This window comes from Fluviirhizobium alvei, assembly GCF_030551875.1.
Taxonomy (GTDB): Bacteria; Pseudomonadota; Alphaproteobacteria; order Rhizobiales; family Rhizobiaceae; genus Rhizobium_E; species Rhizobium_E alvei.
On record NZ_JAUOZU010000001.1, the window covers coordinates 25970 to 44477 of the forward strand.

General features: G+C 58.9%; 16 protein-coding genes. 2 read left to right on the forward strand and 14 right to left on the reverse strand.

Annotated features, from left to right (window positions below; translation table 11 throughout):
* Window positions 1-39: 39 nt before the first annotated feature.
* A complete protein-coding gene (fabB, locus tag Q4481_RS00165) occupies window positions 40-1260 on the forward strand; it encodes a beta-ketoacyl-ACP synthase I (protein ID WP_304374132.1) in 1221 nt (406 codons plus the stop codon).
* Between the two features lie 4 nt (window positions 1261-1264).
* Window positions 1265-2071 carry an enoyl-ACP reductase FabI gene (gene fabI / locus Q4481_RS00170; protein WP_304374133.1) on the forward strand — a complete coding sequence of 269 codons (807 nt, stop codon included), beginning with the start codon at window positions 1265-1267 and terminating at the stop codon, window positions 2069-2071.
* A gap of 177 nt (window positions 2072-2248) precedes the next feature.
* On the opposite strand, the gene Q4481_RS00175 is transcribed toward fabI, so the two are convergent.
* From Q4481_RS00175 to Q4481_RS00240, 14 genes are all read right to left on the reverse strand, one after another.
* Window positions 2249-2500 (reverse strand): helix-turn-helix domain-containing protein, encoded by a 252-nt coding sequence (locus Q4481_RS00175; protein WP_304374134.1) that lies wholly within the window; start codon window positions 2498-2500, stop codon window positions 2249-2251.
* 299 nt (window positions 2501-2799) lie between these two features.
* Entirely contained in the window at window positions 2800-3834 is a 1035-nt protein-coding gene (locus Q4481_RS00180) for a helix-turn-helix domain-containing protein (protein WP_304374136.1), read from the reverse strand.
* A gap of 314 nt (window positions 3835-4148) precedes the next feature.
* Window positions 4149-5165, reverse strand: coding sequence for a class I SAM-dependent methyltransferase (locus Q4481_RS00185; protein ID WP_304374137.1), 1017 nt, complete (start codon window positions 5163-5165; stop codon window positions 4149-4151).
* Window positions 5166-5234: 69 nt separating this feature from the next.
* A complete protein-coding gene (pnp, locus tag Q4481_RS00190) occupies window positions 5235-7376 on the reverse strand; it encodes a polyribonucleotide nucleotidyltransferase (RefSeq protein WP_304374139.1) in 2142 nt (713 codons plus the stop codon).
* Between the two features lie 241 nt (window positions 7377-7617).
* A complete protein-coding gene (gene rpsO, locus Q4481_RS00195) occupies window positions 7618-7887 on the reverse strand; it encodes a 30S ribosomal protein S15 (RefSeq protein WP_304374140.1) in 270 nt (89 codons plus the stop codon).
* Window positions 7888-8071: 184 nt separating this feature from the next.
* On the reverse strand, window positions 8072-8386 hold the full coding sequence (locus Q4481_RS00200; RefSeq protein WP_304374141.1) for a hypothetical protein: 315 nt from the start codon (window positions 8384-8386) through the stop codon (window positions 8072-8074).
* Window positions 8387-8475: 89 nt separating this feature from the next.
* Window positions 8476-9405, reverse strand: a complete 930-nt coding sequence (gene truB / locus Q4481_RS00205) for a tRNA pseudouridine(55) synthase TruB (protein WP_304374142.1) — start codon at window positions 9403-9405, stop codon at window positions 8476-8478.
* Window positions 9406-9407: 2 nt separating this feature from the next.
* Window positions 9408-9818 carry a 30S ribosome-binding factor RbfA gene (gene rbfA / locus Q4481_RS00210; RefSeq protein ID WP_304374144.1) on the reverse strand — a complete coding sequence of 137 codons (411 nt, stop codon included), beginning with the start codon at window positions 9816-9818 and terminating at the stop codon, window positions 9408-9410.
* Between the two features lie 101 nt (window positions 9819-9919).
* On the reverse strand, window positions 9920-10615 hold the full coding sequence (locus Q4481_RS00215) for a hypothetical protein (protein WP_304374145.1): 696 nt from the start codon (window positions 10613-10615) through the stop codon (window positions 9920-9922).
* Between the two features lie 268 nt (window positions 10616-10883).
* Window positions 10884-13574 (reverse strand): translation initiation factor IF-2, encoded by a 2691-nt coding sequence (gene infB, locus Q4481_RS00220; RefSeq protein ID WP_304374146.1) that lies wholly within the window; start codon window positions 13572-13574, stop codon window positions 10884-10886.
* A gap of 90 nt (window positions 13575-13664) precedes the next feature.
* Window positions 13665-14339, reverse strand: a complete 675-nt coding sequence (locus tag Q4481_RS00225; protein ID WP_377352613.1) for an RNA-binding protein — start codon at window positions 14337-14339, stop codon at window positions 13665-13667.
* A complete protein-coding gene (gene nusA / locus Q4481_RS00230) occupies window positions 14314-15918 on the reverse strand; it encodes a transcription termination factor NusA (protein ID WP_304374149.1) in 1605 nt (534 codons plus the stop codon). Before nusA ends, Q4481_RS00225 begins: the two co-directional genes overlap by 26 nt.
* 61 nt (window positions 15919-15979) lie before the next feature.
* Window positions 15980-16579 carry a ribosome maturation factor RimP gene (rimP, locus tag Q4481_RS00235; RefSeq protein ID WP_304374151.1) on the reverse strand — a complete coding sequence of 200 codons (600 nt, stop codon included), beginning with the start codon at window positions 16577-16579 and terminating at the stop codon, window positions 15980-15982.
* 132 nt (window positions 16580-16711) lie between these two features.
* Complete coding sequence (locus tag Q4481_RS00240; protein WP_304374153.1) at window positions 16712-18379, reverse strand: methyl-accepting chemotaxis protein; 1668 nt, start codon at window positions 18377-18379, stop codon at window positions 16712-16714.
* Window positions 18380-18508: the final 129 nt, after the last annotated feature.

Below are 18508 nucleotides of genomic sequence, written 5' to 3' on the forward strand. Positions count from 1 at the left end.
GCTCTGCCGCATAACGTTAATCACTGAAGGTGAATTACCATGAGACGTGTCGTTGTAACCGGATTGGGCATCGTGTCATCGATCGGCAACAATGCCGACGAAGTAACCGAATCCCTGCGTAGCGCGCGATCGGGCATCAGCCATTCGCCGGATTTCGCTGAACACGGTTTCAAGTGCCAGGTCTGGGGTCAGCCGAACCTCGACGTGACGGGCATGGTCGACCGCCGCGCGACACGTTTCCTCTCGCAGGGTGGCCAATGGAACCATATCGCCATGCTTCAGGCGATCGCGGCCTCCGGTCTTGAGGAGAAGGATATCTCCAACGAGCGCACCGGCATCATCATGGGCTCGGGTGGCCCGTCGACGCGCCAGATCGTCGAAGCGGCCGACATCACTCGCCAGAACAATTCGCCGAAGCGCATCGGACCGTTTGCGGTTCCAAAGGCCATGTCCTCGACCGCTTCGGCCACGCTCGCCACCTGGTTCAAGATCCACGGCGTCAACTACTCGATCTCGTCGGCCTGTTCGACGTCTGCGCATTGCATCGGCAATGCCGCCGAAATGATCCAGTGGGGCAAGCAGGACGTCATGTTCGCCGGTGGTCACGAAGATCTCGACTGGACCATGTCGAACCTGTTCGACGCCATGGGTGCGATGTCCTCCAAATACAACGACACGCCGGCCAATGCCTCGCGTGCCTATGACGCCAACCGCGACGGTTTCGTCATTGCCGGCGGTGCGGGCGTCCTCATTCTGGAAGAGCTGGAACATGCCAAGGCGCGCGGCGCCAAGATCTATTGCGAACTGACCGGTTACGGCGCCACTTCGGATGGATATGACATGGTGGCTCCGTCGGGTGAAGGCGCCATTCGCTGCATGCGCCAGGCTCTCTCCACGGTCAAGAACAAGGTCGATTACATCAATACGCACGGTACATCGACACCGGTGGGCGACAGCAAGGAAATCGGCGCCATCCGCGAAGTGTTCGGCAGCGAAATCCCGCATGTCCAGTCGACCAAGTCTTTGACCGGCCACTCGCTTGGCGCTGCTGGCGTGCAGGAAGCGATCTATTCGATCCTGATGATGCAGAACAGGTTCATCGGCGAAAGCGCTCATATCGAGACGCTTGATCCGGAATTCGAAGGTGTTCCGATCGTTCGCAAGCGCATCGACGATGCCAAGATCGATACCGTTCTGTCGAACTCCTTCGGCTTCGGCGGTACCAACGCAACCCTCGTTTTCGAACGTTTCAACGGGTGATTTAATGCACGGTCTCATGCAAGGAAAGCGCGGCCTGATCATGGGCGTCGCCAACAGCCATTCGATAGCCTGGGGCATTTCGAAGGCCTTGGCGGCACAGGGCGCGGAATTGGCCTTCACCTATCAGGGCGAGGCTCTCGAGCGACGGGTCCGTCCGCTTGCTGCGGAAGTCAATTCCGATTTCCTGCTCGAATGCGATGTCGAGAATATCGAATCCGTCGATCGGGTTTTCTCGTCCATTGAAGCGCGCTGGAGCGGACTGGATTTTGTGGTTCACGCCATTGGCTTCTCGGACAAGAACGAGCTCAAGGGCCTCTATGCCGATACGACGCGTGACAACTTCGTCCGCACCATGGTCATCTCCTGCTTCTCGTTTACCGAAGTCGCCAAACGGGCTGCCAATCTTATGGGCGAAGGCGGCAGCATGCTGACGCTGACCTATGGCGGCTCGATGCGCGTGATGCCGAACTACAACGTGATGGGTGTTGCCAAGGCTGGCCTCGAGGCATCCGTCCGCTATCTTTCGTCGGACTTCGGCCCCCGTGGAATTCGGGTCAATGCGATCTCGGCCGGACCGATCCGCACGCTGGCCGGCGCCGGTATTTCCGATGCGCGCGCCATGCTCTCCTGGCAACAGAAGAATTCGCCGCTGCGCCGGACTGTAACTATCGAAGATGTCGGCAACTCGGCCCTCTATCTGTTGTCGGACATGTCCAAGGGCGTGACTGGCGAAATCCACTATGTGGATTCCGGCTACAACATCACCTCCATGCCGACGCTCGAAGCGCTTGGGCGTGCCGATCAGGATTGATCGGAGAGGCGAGGACAAACAATAGAAAAGGGCGTCGCGCTTCATGCACGACGCCCTTTTTGTTGGTGCTGCAAGTGGTCCGCCGCCTTCGGACTTCTGAAACTAGAGAGCGCGGGAGGACGCGCTACTGGCAAAGTTCATAAAGGCACTTGCAGCACCCGACCGGAATCGACCCTGCTACAATTCAATTCCGATCAAGCCCTTGGCGACAGCGATACCAACCGCATGTAGCCGGTTTCTTGCATTCAGTTTTCGCTCGACGCAGTAGAGCAGAATTTCGATCTCTCTCTCGCTGGCATTGAGCTGCTGGCTGATCTCCTGGGCCTTCACGCCATGTGCAGTAAGCCTCAGGCATTCGAGTTCCATATGCGTCAGGCCGTAATCAACATTCTCGACCTTGTACTGTCTTCCATTCAGAACCATCGTCATTCCGATACAATGTTTCCGTCGACTACTCCCATTGCCGTTCGGTTTGGTGTCTACGTCTATTCGCGCCAAGAGCGAGATCAGAGGCTGGTTGCCGTGTGGCTTCACACCACCCGGTTACATTTTTATCCTCGCTCGGAGATTGGTGAGGCTTATGCCTCAAATTGGGTCATTTGGCATTCACATCGCGCGCCAAAAACATCAGCTGATGTTAAATTGCGTCACGCTGGCTTAGATGCGTCATCAAAATCGATTTAAAATATTTGCCTTATTGTCGACGCAATACGGGCCCGCAGGCCGTTTCAGCCATTTGTTGCAGTCGATATCCGCCGAACTTCGCGAGGCGTTTTGCCGAACCAGCGCAGGGTGGAGCGGGTAAATGCACTCGGCGCCGAATAGCCAAGTCGCAGTGCAATTTCACTTGCACTGAGGTCGCTGTCGGTCAGGAGCTTTTCAGCCAATTCACGGCGCACCTCATCGCGCAGGTCGTTGAGACTGGTTCCGGTTTCGGCAAGCCGACGCTGGAGCGTTCGTTCCGAAACATGGAAATAGTCAGCCGCGTCCGAAAGGTTGACCTGGTAGTCTGAAATTCGCGTTAAAAGATACTCTTTCAGATCCTCGGTGAAATCGCGTTCATCCGGTTGTTTCGGCAACAACGCTCGACATTGCAGATCCATCAACTGGAACAGCCTTTGGTCGCCATGTGGATTGCGTATAGAAAACAGTTCTGCAGGGAGCCTTACGGAGTTCAGTCGGCATCCGAACGAGACCTTCCGGGTAATCTTTTCGCGGAAAATTGCGAGATTCCTGGGTTTGGCACGTTCCAGGCCGACTTCGACGAGATCGATGGCGGTGCCGAGGATCGCGCGTAGCCGGGCCATGATCAGGCCGATGGCCATATCGACATACTGATCCCGCTTCACGATCAGTGGAGAATAAGTTGATACGATTTCCGCACCTGAAGCGTCGATTGTAAATCTCGAGTAACTTTTTTCCGATCCGAAGCGCTGATGCTCGGCCATAAAGCGGAAAAAGTCTAGCGCGGTCGGTGCCGCCATCAATCCGTAGCCGAGAGGACCTGAGGAGCCCGGCTTGAAATAATCGATACACTTGATCCCGAAAGCTTCATCGTTCGCAATCAATGCACAGGTCTCCATCAGCCGGCACAGGCGATCAAGGCTGATCCGTCCGGTCAGGTCGGAGAATGTGCTCGGGTCGAGATCGAGTGCCTTGCAGATGGGATTGATGTCGATGCCATAAGTCGCCGCGCAGTCGCCAATCGCCGAAGCCAATCCGGCCGCGGCGGAATATTTGTCGCTGGCAGTTTCTTTAGGCATGATTTGGCGCCGGAGGATAATTAAATGGCATCTGCAGTTAAATTATGCGCTTTGGTGCCGACTGTCCAGAAAAAGCCGAAAATTATTCCTGTGCAATTCATGAGCAATTTCAAAGTCTAAAGAAGAGCCGCTATGCCATCACACAATTTTGACATCTTTGAGCAAGGCTTCAGCCGGATCATCCTCAGGATAATCGCTGTAAAATCGCAGAAGACGTTGCCGGCGGGAGGTGGATCTGAGCTCAAGAGCAGATTGAGCCTTGTCCCGACCGGCAAGGTCAAGGAAGCATTTGTTCACGCTAAGGTAACCACGACTTACTTCTTCGCCCACAAGACCTTGAAACGGGCATTGCGTGCGGTTTCGCCGCTCGATTTGAACTCTGCCGCCAGAATGGGCTCGTAGGGAAGGCCACGGTTGGCGACCAGCAACAATTCGCCACCGGGCCGCAGCGCCTTGGACGCCGTCTTGATGAAGGCCTGGCCAAGACCGGGCTCTGCCGCATGGCCTTCATGGAAGGGCGGGTTCATGATGATGAGATCATACCGGGCCTTGACCTCCTCGCGCGCAAGATCGTGCCAATGATAGCGTGTCTGCAGGCTGGGATGGAGCGCGGTGATGTTCTTCCGGGCCGCTTCCAGCGCCAGATGATCGGCCTCATAGAGATCGATCGACGCCACGGCGGGCGACTTCGCGTAAAGCTCAGAGGTCAGATAGCCCCATCCTGCGCCAAAATCGGCGGCATCCTTGCGGAAGTCCTTGGGCAGATAGCGCGCGAGGAATGCGGAACCAGGGTCGATCTCTTCATGTGAAAACATGCCTGGCAGGGTGCGGAACTGGCCGGCAACCACCGTCTCAGCCGGCTTGAGGCTGGCGAGCAGAGCCGCACTGTCGCCTGAGGTCCGGAACCAGAAGGCCTGCGCATGGTATTTGGCCAGATGATCGAGATCGAGCCCGAGGGCGGTGAGACGCTTGCGAAGCGACTGGACGCCATCCTCTTTCGATCCTGCAACGACCACCAGCCCGCCAGCGCGGACCCGTTCCAGCGCATCGGCAAGATAGGCCTCGTTGAGGCCGCGATGGCGGCTCATCAGGATGAGTGCGGCATCATAGTCGCTGCCTTCGGAGAAGGGTTGCGCTTCCATGCCCTGGCGTTCCAGCGCGAGATGGAGCGGCCGGAAGGATTGAACCGCGAGGATGTGGGCCTCAAAGCCTTCGGGCAGTTGAAAACCGGTTTCCGCACCGAGAAACAGCACCTTTTCGCCCGCAGGCGGAGGTGTCAGCGTCAGGGTTGCGAAAGGGTGGAACAGGGTCTTGACGGCATCACGGCTCATGGTCGGCTCTCAATGAAAAGGCGCGAGCAGAATGCCCGCGCCCTGAATGGATGAAAAGGGTCGAAGCGCTTATTCGGCGTCTTCGGCTTCCTTCTTCTTTTCAGCAACGATTTCCTTGCCGGTGGCCTGGTCGACGACCTTCATCGACAGGCGAACCTTGCCGCGCTCGTCGAAGCCCAGGAGCTTGACCCAGACCTTGTCGCCTTCCTTGACGACGTCAGAGGTCTTGGCAACGCGCTCGGAAGCGAGCTGGGAGATGTGCACGAGACCATCACGCGGGCCGAAGAAGTTGACGAAAGCGCCGAAATCTGCGGTCTTGACGACCGTGCCTTCGTAGATCTGGCCGACTTCCGGCTCGGCGACGATCGAGTGGATCCACTTGCGGGCCGCTTCGATTTCCTTGCCGGAGGCCGAGGCGATCTTGATCGTGCCATCGTCTTCGATGTTGATCTTGGCGCCGGTCTTTTCGACGATTTCGCGGATGACCTTGCCGCCCGAACCGATGACTTCGCGGATCTTGTCGACCGGAATAGTCATGGTTTCGATGCGCGGTGCGAATTCGCCGAGCTGCGAACGGCCTTCGCTGATGGCCTTGGCCATTTCACCGAGAATATGGGTACGACCGCCCTGAGCCTGCTCCAGAGCAACCTTCATGATCTCTTCGGTAATACCGGCGATCTTGATGTCCATCTGCAGCGAGGTGATGCCGTCGGCAGTGCCCGCAACCTTGAAGTCCATGTCGCCGAGATGATCTTCGTCACCGAGAATGTCGGAGAGGACTGCGAAGCGGTCGCCTTCGAGGATCAGGCCCATGGCAATACCGGCGACCGGCTTGGCGAGCGGAACGCCGGCATCCATGAGTGCGAGCGAGGTGCCGCAAACGGTGGCCATCGACGACGAGCCATTCGACTCAGTGATTTCCGATACGACGCGCAGCGTGTAGGGGAACTGTTCGGCGGCCGGCAGCATCGGATGGACAGCGCGCCAGGCGAGCTTGCCATGGCCGATTTCGCGACGACCCGGCGAACCCATGCGGCCGGTTTCACCGACCGAGTAGGGCGGGAAGTTGTAATGCAGCATGAAGGTTTCCTTGTACATGCCTGTCAAGGAATCGACATACTGCTCGTCTTCGCCGGTGCCGAGCGTGGCAACGACGAGCGCCTGGGTTTCACCGCGGGTGAAGAGGGCCGAACCATGGGTGCGCGGCAGGACGCCGACTTCGGCGACGATCGGACGAACGGTCGAGAGGTCGCGGCCGTCGATGCGGCTCTTCGTGTCGAGAATGTTCCAGCGAACGATCTTGGCCTGCAGTTCCTTGAACACGGCACCGATCACGTCGGACGGGTAGGTCGAGTTGCCTTCGGCATCAACGAAATGCGCCTTCACCTTTGCCTTGACGGCATCGACAGCCGCGTAGCGGGCGGCCTTGTTGGTGATCTTGTAGGCGGCGCGCAGTTCTTCTTCCGAGATCTTCAGCATTTCGGCTTCGAGTGCGGAATGATCCGGAGCGACGAAGTCGCGCGGTTCCTTGGCGGCAGCTTCGGCCAACTTGATGATCGCATCGATCACCGGCTGGAAGCCGCGATGACCGAACATCACGGCGCCGAGCATGACTTCTTCGTTGAGTTCCTTGGCTTCCGATTCCACCATCAGAACGGCATCGGACGTACCGGCGACGACGAGGTCGAGGCTCGATTCATCCATCTCGTCGAGATGCGGGTTGAGCACATATTCGCCGTTGATATAGCCGACGCGTGCACCACCGACCGGACCCATGAAGGGAACGCCGGAGATCGTGAGCGCTGCCGAGGTGGCAACCATCGACAGGACGTCCGGATTGTTCTCGAGGTCGTGCTGGAGAACGGTGACGACGACCTGGGTATCGTTCTTGTAGCCATCCGGGAACAGCGGGCGGATCGGGCGGTCGATCAGGCGCGAAACCAGCGTTTCGTTTTCGCTCGGACGGCCTTCGCGCTTGAAGTAGCCACCCGGGATCTTGCCGGCGGCGTAGGTCTTTTCCTGATAATTGACGGTCAGCGGGAAGAAGTCCTGGCCGGGCTTCGGTTCCTTGGCGGAAACGACAGTGGCAAGAACAACGGTTTCGCCATAGGTGGCGAGCACGGCGCCGTCAGCCTGACGGGCGATCTTGCCGGTTTCCAGAATGAGCGGGCGACCTGCCCATTCGATTTCAACCTTGTGGGTTTCAAACATATCTTGTCCTTCGGTGCGCAGCCGAACCATTCGGCCGGTCGCGCTTGACGTTTTTGGGCTCATCACGGGCAAGACAGCGGCAGGTTTCGTGCCTTTGGGCCGCAAGGACCCGGAAACATGCTGCAATCCTGCCCCATGATGGGCGGTTGACTACCCTTGCCGGCCTATCCGGTTCGGGTCTGTGCCTGAAAGAGGCACGAAAGAAAGCGGCGGAAGGGTGGTGCCCCTCCGCCGTTTAATGTTAGCGGCGAATGCCGAGTGCGCCGATCAGGGTCTGATAACGGCCTTCGTCCTTCTTCTTCAGATAGTCGAGAAGCGAACGGCGGCTGGAAACCATCTTCAGAAGGCCACGACGCGAGTGGTTGTCCTTCTTGTGGCCCTTGAAATGCTCGGTCAGATTGTTGATCCGCTCGGTCAGGATGGCAACCTGGACTTCCGGAGAGCCGGTGTCGCCTTCGACGGTTGCGAACTTCTTGATGAGCTCTGCCTTGCGCTCTGCAGTGATCGACATCGGGTGATCCTTTCGGTTAGGGATTTTTTAGACGCCCAAAGCCGGGATGTCGTCCAGCTTTGGCCAGTGATCAGGAGCGGGAGTACCGCAAACCTGCCGGGCCTATAAACGAAATTGTCATGAAAGGGAAGGGGTGCGCAGGGATGTTCATCCGAACGCTCGCTGAGAGCGCAGGTATCCCGGTTCATGAAGTCTGGGTCGGGTCCGGAGCCCGACCATAAATCCGCGGCAACAGATGGAACCATTGCCAATATCCGAGCCCGGCAAAAAGCGGCGTGGCGAACAGCAGGGACTCCAAGGGCGTGAAAACACCTGAATAGATCAGACCTCCCGCAAAAAGACTTGCAATGAAGCCTAACGGGAAGGTCAAAACCTGCATCAGAGACTGACATCCAAAGAGGATAACAAGTCCTGTTTCCATCGGAAATGCATTGGCGCTGATCGATGCCACGCCGAGCAAGATGACGACAACAACATAAACCACGCGACCGAGTGCCATTTCTCACCTGAGGTTGAAAACAACATCAGTATGTCCACGATACTCATCTGACAAGGTCTGAACGAACCGGATCGGGAAATCGCGATCGGTTACCCAAACACCCGCTTCGGCCGGAACTCGCCTTCCTCGATGGCGCCGATCGCCACGAGATCGCCCTTGAGCGTCGCGTAAGCTTCTGGCGCCGGAAGCGGGGCATCGCGACCGCGCAGGATGATCGGGTTGCCGGAACGGATGCGGCGGGCCTGATCATCGGTGACGGCGAGATGCGGCAACTGCGAGAGGGCCTCGGTCGTATCGATCAAATAGGCGTCGAGGGCGGCAAGACGCTCGTCCTGGTCCTCGATCTCTTCAAGCGCGACGAGGGTTGCGAGCGGGACCATCTTGTCTTCATCGAATGGCGCCACATAGGTGCGGCGCAGTTCAGCTATATGGCCGTAGCAGCCGAGATCGCGGCCGAAATCGCGTGCGAGCGAACGGACATAGGTGCCCTTGCCGCATTCGACCTCGAACCAGGCCCGGTCCTTGTCGGCCCGCAGCAGCGTCAACCGATGGATTTCGACCTCGCGCGCGGGAATTTCGATCGTCTCTCCTTCGCGTGCCAGATCATAGGCGCGTTCACCGGCGATCTTGATGGCCGAGAACTGCGGCGGGATCTGCTCGATCGTGCCGGTGTAGCGTGGCAGGATGGCGAGGATCGCCGCTTCATCCGGACGGGCGTCGGAGGTTTGTGTCACCTCGCCTTCGAGATCGTCTGTCGAGCGTTCCTCGCCCCAAGCCACGGCGAATTCATAGATCTTGCGACCATCCATCACGTAAGGGACGGTTTTCGTCGCATCCCCGAGCGCGATCGGCAACATGCCGGATGCGAGCGGATCGAGCGTACCGGCATGGCCAGCCTTCTGGGCCTTGAAGAGCCACTTGATCTTTGAAACGGCTTCGGTGGAGCCGAAATCGAACGGCTTGTCGAGGATCAGCCAGCCGGAAATCGGCCGACCTTTCGGTTTTCTCGGTTTGGACATGCTTAGTCTTTGTCTTCTTCTTGTTCGGAATCGAGGTCGCGCGCCACTTCCGGCGATTTCAGCAACTCATCGATCTTGCGGAAATTCTCAAAGCTTGTGTCATCGCGGAAACGAACTTCCGGCATATATTTCATCTGCCGGAGCGAGGGGCCGAGCTTGCCGCGAATGAAGCGGGCATGCTTGTTGAGCGCCGCCACCAGCGCATTGTGATCGCCGATCCCGATCGGCGTCACATAGGCCGTCGCGATCTTGAGATCCGGCGACATGCGCACCTCCGAAATCGAGACGACGGTCGCCTCGATGATCGGATCGATGATTTCGCCGCGCTGCAGGATCTGTGTCAGGGCTGCGCGAACTTGCTCACCCACCTTCAGCATGCGCTGGGAGGGTGCAGACGTGGTGGCTTTGGTCATTTGTCTTCCAATGGAACGGCCCGGATTGGCCGCGGGTCAAGCGCGGTCCAATGAACCTTTTATCTCCAAAGGTCAAGAGCGGGAGGTGTTTGCACCCGGTATCAGGCCGCTTCCTGCTCGGAAGACGCTTCGGTTTCCGCAGCCGCCACGATTGCAGGTGCAGCCGGCGCGGGTGCCGGGCGCGACAGGCCGAATTGCAGTTCGATCTGGGCAGCCGCCATGCGGAAGTTTGCTGTATCGGGGAACGCCCGTTCCGGCAGGTAGGTGACGAAGGTTTCGCCGATGATTTCAATGCGTCCCTTCACTTGGGCCACTTCGCGAACCGAAGTCCAGGGCAGCCAGGTGATGATATCGCCATGGCTTGCCTCGATACCGTTCTCATAGATGTCGATGTCGATAAACTGATCGGGTGCAAACTGGGCGATAAGGGCGCGGCGCTTCTTGCCGTGCTGATACCAGGAGCGGGCGAGTGCCGCTGCGACAATCAGCAGGACGAAAGGCAGGAACTGCAAGACGACGACCGGCAGCGGGGGGATGATGGCCGTATCGACGAGATCCGGCAGCAGGAAACGGCGATAGGCTTCCATGGCGAGACCAACTGCGGAGCCGGCACCAAGTGCACTCAACGCGACCTGCCAGAAACGCAGCTTGCGGCCAGGTTGCGTGAAGCGATCCGCTGTCAGCAGAATATCGGCATATTCCGACGGATCTCTTTCAAAGGACACCGAGACCAGTCTGTTGCCTGCGTCGTAGCGAAGCGGCGTTCCCGGGCTGGAGAGTGTGCGTGCCTTTACCATAGGCCTTCCTTCATCATGTCGAACTGTCGGAAGGGACCTCTAGCGCGGCAGGCTTGTTAGAAGCTTGCGCCGCAGCATTCGCACTGCGATCGCTACCGACATCTTTCGGTTCGGTGTCGTGATGTGTGCAGAAGCTAGGTGGACGAACAAGCTCTTATTATGAGCGGCGACGAGGGCGGCGAATCGCGAAAGGAATGCCGGATTGAGTACTTGGGAATCAAAAATGGCGGCCTGAGCCGCCATTTCTATTAGATCGAATAGCAATCGATCAAAGCGAACGCGTGATCATTTCGACGCGGAAGCATTCGATCACATCGTTGGCGCGAATGTCTTCGTAGTTCTCGAAGGCCATACCGCATTCCTGACCGACCTGAACTTCCGAGACTTCGTCCTTGAAGCGCTTGAGGGTCTTGAGCTTGCCTTCGTGAATGACAACGTTGTCGCGCAGCAGGCGCACACCGACGCCACGTTCGACCTTGCCTTCGGTAACCTGGCAGCCCGCAACCTTGCCGACCTTGGTAATGTTGAAGACTTCCTTGATCGTCGCGTAACCCAGGAAGGTTTCGCGGCGTTCCGGCGGCAAGAGGCCGGACATGGCAGCCTTCACGTCATCGGTCAGGTCGTAGATGATGTTGTAGTAGCGGATTTCGATGCCGGCCCGTTCGGCCGCATCGCGCGCCTGCGGGTTGGCACGAACGTTGAAGCCGATGATGGCCGCGTTCGAAGCTTCCGCGAGCGAGATATCCGACTCGGTGATGGCGCCTGCACCCGAATGGACGATGCGGGCACGGACTTCGCCGGTCGAGATCTTGTCGAGAGCGCCGGCAATGGCTTCGATCGAGCCCTGCACGTCGCCCTTGATCACGAGCGGGAATTCCTTGACGCCGGCAGCAGTGAGCTGCGTCATCATCTGTTCGAGCGAACCACGCTGGCCTGCATGGCGGGCAACCGCCTTTTCGCGGGCCAGACGCTGGCGATATTCGGCGATTTCGCGGGCGCGGCTTTCATTCTCGACCACGGCAAACTTGTCGCCTGCCTGTGGCGTGCCCTGAAGGCCGAGGATTTCGACCGGCATGGCCGGACCGGCTTCCTTGATATGTTCGCCGCGATCATTGACGAGCGCGCGGACACGGCCCCACTGGTCGCCGGCAACGATGATCTGGCCAGGACGCAGCGTACCCTTCTGCACGAGAACAGTGGCGACGGAACCGCGACCACGATCGAGCTTGGCTTCCACCACCGAACCTTCGGCCGTCCGGTTCGGATTGGCGCGAAGATCGAGAATTTCCGCCTGCAGCAGAATGGCTTCGAGCAGCTTGTCGAGGTTGGCGCCGGTCTTGGCCGACACTTCCACGTCGAGCACTTCACCGCCCATGGTTTCGACGAAAACTTCGTGCTGAAGCAGTTCGGTGCGGACCTTCTGCGGGTTTGCAGTCGGCTTGTCGACCTTGTTGATCGCGACGATGATCGGAACACCCGCCGCCTTGGCGTGGTTGATCGATTCGATCGTCTGCGGCATCACGCTGTCATCGGCCGCAACCACGAGGATCGCGATATCGGTAACCTGGGCACCACGGGCGCGCATTGCGGTGAATGCGGCGTGGCCCGGCGTGTCGATGAAGGTGATCTTGTGACCATTCTTCTCGACCTGATAGGCGCCGATATGCTGGGTGATGCCGCCGGCTTCGCCAGCCACCACATTTGCATTGCGGATAGCGTCGAGCAGCGAGGTCTTGCCGTGGTCGACGTGACCCATGATGGTGACGACCGGCGCACGCGGCAGCATTTCCTCGGCTTCGTCCTGAACGTTGAAGATGCCTTCTTCAACATCGGATTCGGAGACGCGCTTGACGGTATGGCCGAATTCAACGGCGATCAGTTCAGCAAGGTCGGCATCGATGATGTCGCCCGGCTTCATCATCTGGCCTTCCTTCATCAGGAACTTGATCACGTCGACCGCACGTTCGGACATGCGCTGGCTGAGTTCCTGGATGGTGATGGTTTCCGGCAGGATGACTTCGCGGGAAATCTTTTCACGAACTTCCTGCATCTGGGCACGGCGGAACTTTTCCTGACGGCGACGGATCGCAGCCAGCGAACGGCCGCGCTGGCCGCCATCATCATCATCACCGCTCACGATCACCTTGGAGGGCGCACGACGGTTGTCGTCGACCTTGCGGGTCGGCTTCGGAACTTCAACGCGGTTCGGAACCTTGCTGCCGCCACGCGGCGCACCGCCACGGCCGGACCGATCTTCTTCTTCGTCCTCGGCACGACCGCGACCACGCGGAGGCTGGCTGAGGTTGGGCCGAGCCGGCTGAGCCGCGGCAGGAGTCGGTGCAGCTGCAGGGCGCGAATCCGGACGGCGTGCCTGGACCGGAGCGGGAGCAATGGCCGGCGTTTCCACCACGGCCGGCTTCACCGGTTCGGCGGCCTGAACCGGTGCTTCGGCAACCGGAGCATTCTTCTCGGCTTCCTTGCGGGCGGCTTCTTCCGCGGCCCGGCGTGCAGCTTCTTCAGCGGCAACCTTGGCGCGGCGAGCGTCTTCCTCGGCGCGGATGCGAGCCTCTTCGGCGTCGCGGATCTGTGCCTCGGCAAGTGCCCTGCGGCGTGCTTCCATTTCGCTTGCGGAAAGGTCGCTCAGCACATTGCCCTGGCGGTTCGAATCCGGGCGACGGTGTTCCGTCGGTTGAACGCGCTGCTGAACCGGCGGCTGAACGCGCTGGGCCGGCTGCGGCGGACGCACCGGCTGCGGTGCCTGCTGCTGAACGGGGGCCTGCTGTGGCTTGTCGTCTTCCGGACGATGCGGTCGGCGTTTGCGGGTCTCCACGACGACGGCCTTGGTTCGGCCGCGCCCCATATCCTGGCGCACCGTACCCTGCTGAAGGCCCGACGGCTTGAGCGTCAGTGTCTTCTTACCCGATACATGCAGTGTCTTGTCGTCGTTGTTGTCCGTCATTCCGGTCCCGTTTTTCCAGAGCGTTCCTACATCATGCGCAGGCGCCCTTCGCCTTCAAATAATCGTGGCAATTGCTGTCAAATGCCAATGTCATGCCTCGCCGCCACGATAGCTTTCGAGCAGTTTCGCGCGCTTCACTACACCCTCACCGGCCTGCCCTGCAAGCACCACGGCATGGATAAATGCATTATCGCCCATCAGTTCGCGCATTTCTTCGAAAGAAAGCAGGCGAAAGACGGGGATATCTTCCTCTTCGTCCATCATCATCGACCAAGCCTTGCGGGCCTGGGAGATTTTGCGCACACCATCATCGGCCGCATCCGTTGCATGGAAAACCGCAACGGCTTCACCAGAGCGAACGGCATTGTCGACCTTTGTCGCGCCGGACACGAGCTGACCGGCCTTGCGGGCAAGGTTGATCATGCCGGCAAGATTCTGCACCAGAAGCCGATCCAACTGGTCGGCGAGATCTGGCGCCGGGGTGACATCGCGTCGCAGAGCCCGTGCGAACAGGTTCTTCTTGATGGCCTTCTCGACAAGGTCGCGCCGGGCGGACACAGAACAGCCGCGGCCCGGCAGACTACGCTTGAGATCGGCGACAACCGATCCGTCCGGCGCCGCCACGAACCGAATCAACTGATCCGGCTCGGCATGCTGCCTTGTCACGATGCACATGCGTTCGCTCACCGGTGCGTCATCCGCACCGGTGTCGTCCGCAGGGGCCGTGCCGGCCTTCGCCTCAGCCGTTTTCGCTGTCGTCTTCAGTTTCTTCAGCCTCTGCTTCCTTGGCGAGATCTTCTTCGGTGATCCAGCCGGCGGCCAGACGTGCCTGAACGACCATGGCCTCGGCATCGGTGCGCGATACGTCGAACTTCGAGAACAGACCTTCGAAACGCTTGGTCTCGCCGTTCTTCTTTTCGGTCCAGCCGACGAGGTCGTCGGCAGCGCAGCCGGCGAAATCTTCCATCGTCTTGATGCCGTCCTCGCCGAGGACGACCAGCATCTGCGCCGTCAGGCCCTCGATCTTGTAAAGATCGTCGGAAACGCCGAGTTGCTTGCGCTTGGCATCCATTTCGGCTTCGAGCTTTTCGAGATATTCGCGAGCGCGGCTCTGAATTTCCTCGGCGGTTTCGTCATCGAAACCATCGATGGACGAGATTTCCGACGGATCGACATAGGCGAGTTCTTCGACCTGGGCGAAGCCTTCGGAAGCCAGGACCTGGCCGACCATTTCGTCGACATCGAGCGAGTCCATGAACAGCTTGGTGCGTTCGTTGAATTCCTTCTGGCGGCGCTCGGATTCTTCAGCCTCGGTGAGGATGTCGATATCCCAGCCGGTCAGCTGCGAGGCCAGACGGACGTTCTGACCGCGGCGGCCGATGGCGAGCGACAACTGCTCATCCGGAACCACGACTTCGATCCGTTCGGCATCTTCGTCCAGAACGACCTTGGCCACTTCCGCCGGCTGCAGGGCGTTGACGATGAAGGTTGCCGGATCGTTCGACCACGGAATGATGTCGATCTTTTCGCCCTGCAATTCGCCGACGACTGCCTGGACGCGGCTACCGCGCATACCGACGCAGGCGCCGACCGGATCGATCGAGGAATCGTTGGAGATGACGGCAATCTTGGCGCGCGAGCCCGGATCGCGGGCGACCGAGCGGATCTCGATCACACCGTCATAGATTTCCGGCACTTCCATGGTGAAGAGCTTGACCATGAACTGCGGATGGGTGCGCGACAGGAAGATCTGCGGGCCGCGCTGTTCGCGACGCACGTCGTAAACGAAGGCGCGGACGCGATCACCGGGGCGCATGGCTTCGCGCGGGATCATTTCATCGCGGCGGATGATGCCTTCGCCACGACCGAGATCGACAATGACATTGCCATATTCAACGCGCTTGACGGTGCCGTTGATGATTTCGCCGATCCGATCCTTGTATTCGTCGAACTGGCGGTCACGCTCGGCTTCGCGCACCTTCTGCACGATAACCTGCTTGGCAGACTGGGCGGCGATGCGGCCGAAATCCATCGGCGGCAGCGGATCGGCAATGAAGTCGCCGATCTGCGCATCGGGGTTGCGGTCACGGGCCAGAAGCAGCGGAATTTCGCGCGAATAGTCTTCGGCATGCTCGACGACTTCGAGCAGACGCTGCAGCTTCATCTCGCCGGTCTTCGGGTTGATGTCGGCCTTGATGTTGGACTCCGTGCCGTAGCGCGAGCGGGCGGCCTTCTGGATCGCATCGGACATTGCGGCAAGCACGATGTCGCGGTCGATCGACTTTTCGCGCGCAACCGCGTCGGCAATCTGAAGAAGTTCAAGCCGGTTTGCACTCACTGCCATCGTTTTGTCTCCATGCTGATGGTCAAGTCTTGTCGATAATCGCCCTCAGGCGGATTTTCGTTCAGGCGTCATCGCCTTCGTCTTCGAAATTCTGGTTCGCCGCTGCTTCGCGGGCTTCCTTGTCTGCCTTGAGCGCATCGCGGATGAGGTCATCGGTCAGAATGAGCCGCCCCTCGGCGAAGGTATCGAACGGGATCGTAACCATTGTCTCTTCGCCATAGGCGGGCTGGTCGCGCTCGAGAACGAAGCCGTTGTCATCGACACTGACGATCTTGCCGCGGAAGCGCTTGCGTCCTTCGACCATGATCGAGGTCTCGAACTTGATCAGATGCCCGCACCAGCGGCGGAAATCACCCTTGCGTACCATCGGCCGGTCTATGCCCGGCGACGACATTTCCAGATGATAGGCCTTGTCGATCGGATCTTCAACATCGAGCGCCGGCGAAATGGCCATCGACAGCTTTTCGCAATCATTGACGGTCATGGTTCCGTCCGGGCGTTCGGCCATGATCTGCAATGTCAGGCCATTTTGTCCGGAAAGCTTCACCCGCACGAGCTGGTAGCCCATGTCGAGGATGATCGGTTCGATGATCGCCGCAACGCGCGCATCGACGCCCGTTTCGGTTACCAGTCTCGGTTCGACCGCAGTCGTTTCGCTCATGTGGTGTTCCCGGCCTTTGGCCTAACAAAAAAGAGCGGGTCCTTGCGGGCCCACTCTTCATCAGATGATCAAGAATTTGGATCGGTATATAAGCTGCAAACCGCCGGAATGCAAGCGATAGAACGTCAGCCCTCAGGCAGCTCTCCGGGGCGTCGCGTTTGCGGCAGAACTGCCAGGCTCGCGAATTGCCTTGCGGCGATTGAGCTTGAAGGTGTTGACGAGTTCGGCAAGCTTGGCCGCTCCGGTCGCCAATGCCTGACTGATATAGGATGTTTTTCCAACCATATCAGCATTTTGCTGGGTCATTGCATCGAGTTGCTGTACCGCCGATCGAATTTCGTTGAGGCTGGTGGCCTGCCCGACTGCAGCAGTCGCGATTGCATCGACATTGTTGTCGATCGAGACCACGAAATTCTCGATATTTTCGAGCGCTTCCCCTGTTGCGCCGACCAGCCGGACGCCTTCTTTCACTTCGTTGTTCGAGTTGTTGATCAGTTGGGAGATTTCCTTGGCCGCACGGGACGAGCGTTGGGCGAGTTCGCGCACTTCCTGGGCGACGACAGCAAAACCCTTGCCGGCTTCGCCTGCGCGTGCCGCCTCTACACCCGCATTCAGCGCCAGGAGATTGGTCTGGAAGGCGATCTCGTCGATGACGCCGGTAATCTTCGAGATTTCCGACGAGGCCTTTTCGATCCTTTCCATGGCGGAGACGGTCGCCCCGACGACGCTGACCGATTCGATTGCCGCTTTGCGGGCGTCCTGAACCAGCGAGCGTGTTTCCTGGGTGCGTTCGGTAGCCTGCTGCATGGTTGCGACGATCTGGTCGAGTGCCGCCGATGTATGTTCCAGCGCTGCCTTTTGCTGCACGGTCCGGACGGAAAGGCTCGAGGCCGCGTCGTTCATGTCCTGGCTGTTGCTGTTCAACCCTCCGGTCTCCACCAGGACCTGGGCAAGGACCTCCTGGAACTTTCCGATCGAAGTATTGAAGTCGTTTCTAAGCTTGTCGAACTCGGGAATGAACGGGTCGTCAAGCGTCATGCGAATGTTGCAATCCGCCAGCCGCTCCAGCGCGGCTCCGAGCGTTTCGACCGCCTTGACGCGGCCGGTAATGTCGACCGCGAACTTGACGACCTTGAACACCTTGCCTTCGTCATCGAAGATCGGATTGTAGGTGGCCTGTATGTGAATTTTTTCGCCACTCTTGGTGATGCGTGCAAACTGGTCCGACAGGAACTCGCCCTTGGCCAGCTTTTTCCAGAATTCGCTATACTCGAAGGATTGTACATAATCCTTGTCGCAGAACATTCGGTGGTGACGACCGGCGATCTCGTCGAGTCTGTAGCCAACCGTATCCAGAAAGTTGCTATTGGCCGTCAGAATCGTTCCGTCGGGTTCGAATTCGATAACGGCCTGAGCGCGGGATATCGCTTCGATCTTACCCTTGTTTTCAAGGCTTGCCTGCTTCGCTTGCGTAATATCCGAGGCGATCTTGACCACCTTGTAGGGTTTCTTCCCCCGGAAGACGGGATTGTAGGACGCGACGATCCAGACTTCGCGACCGTTCTTTCCAACGCGCTTGTACTGGCGCTGCTCATAGGTTCCAGAGGCAAGTCCGCTCCAGAACTGCACATACTCCGGACTGGCGGCCTCTTCGGGCTTGACGAACATCCGGTGGTGCTGGCCGATGATTTCATCCGGGCGATATCCCATTGCCAAGCAGAAATTCTCGTTTGCCCGCAGAATCTTGCCGGTGAGATCGAATTCGATGATCGCCTGTGAACGATCCAGAGCCTCAAGCATGGCCCGGGAGTCAGATCCGAAACTCGGAAGGGGAATTTTCATTTTGGGGGACGCCTTGTTTATTAGGCGAAGGTAATTGCATATGCTTTTTAAACAATTAACAAACAGAACATGACAATTTCTGCGAGG

Coding starts and splice junctions, on each gene's coding strand:
- fabB (WP_304374132.1), top strand. CDS start 40: ATGAGACGTGTCGTTGTAACCGGATTGGGCATCGTGTCATCGATCGGC.
- fabI (WP_304374133.1), top strand. CDS start 1,265: ATGCACGGTCTCATGCAAGGAAAGCGCGGCCTGATCATGGGCGTCGCC.
- Q4481_RS00175 (WP_304374134.1), bottom strand. CDS start 2,500: ATGACGATGGTTCTGAATGGAAGACAGTACAAGGTCGAGAATGTTGAT.
- Q4481_RS00180 (WP_304374136.1), bottom strand. CDS start 3,834: ATGCCTAAAGAAACTGCCAGCGACAAATATTCCGCCGCGGCCGGATTG.
- Q4481_RS00185 (WP_304374137.1), bottom strand. CDS start 5,165: ATGAGCCGTGATGCCGTCAAGACCCTGTTCCACCCTTTCGCAACCCTG.
- pnp (WP_304374139.1), bottom strand. CDS start 7,376: ATGTTTGAAACCCACAAGGTTGAAATCGAATGGGCAGGTCGCCCGCTC.
- rpsO (WP_304374140.1), bottom strand. CDS start 7,887: ATGTCGATCACTGCAGAGCGCAAGGCAGAGCTCATCAAGAAGTTCGCA.
- Q4481_RS00200 (WP_304374141.1), bottom strand. CDS start 8,386: ATGGCACTCGGTCGCGTGGTTTATGTTGTTGTCGTCATCTTGCTCGGC.
- truB (WP_304374142.1), bottom strand. CDS start 9,405: ATGTCCAAACCGAGAAAACCGAAAGGTCGGCCGATTTCCGGCTGGCTG.
- rbfA (WP_304374144.1), bottom strand. CDS start 9,818: ATGACCAAAGCCACCACGTCTGCACCCTCCCAGCGCATGCTGAAGGTG.
- Q4481_RS00215 (WP_304374145.1), bottom strand. CDS start 10,615: ATGGTAAAGGCACGCACACTCTCCAGCCCGGGAACGCCGCTTCGCTAC.
- infB (WP_304374146.1), bottom strand. CDS start 13,574: ATGACGGACAACAACGACGACAAGACACTGCATGTATCGGGTAAGAAG.
- nusA (WP_304374149.1), bottom strand. CDS start 15,918: ATGGCAGTGAGTGCAAACCGGCTTGAACTTCTTCAGATTGCCGACGCG.
- rimP (WP_304374151.1), bottom strand. CDS start 16,579: ATGAGCGAAACGACTGCGGTCGAACCGAGACTGGTAACCGAAACGGGC.
- Q4481_RS00240 (WP_304374153.1), bottom strand. CDS start 18,379: ATGCTTGAGGCTCTGGATCGTTCACAGGCGATCATCGAATTCGATCTC.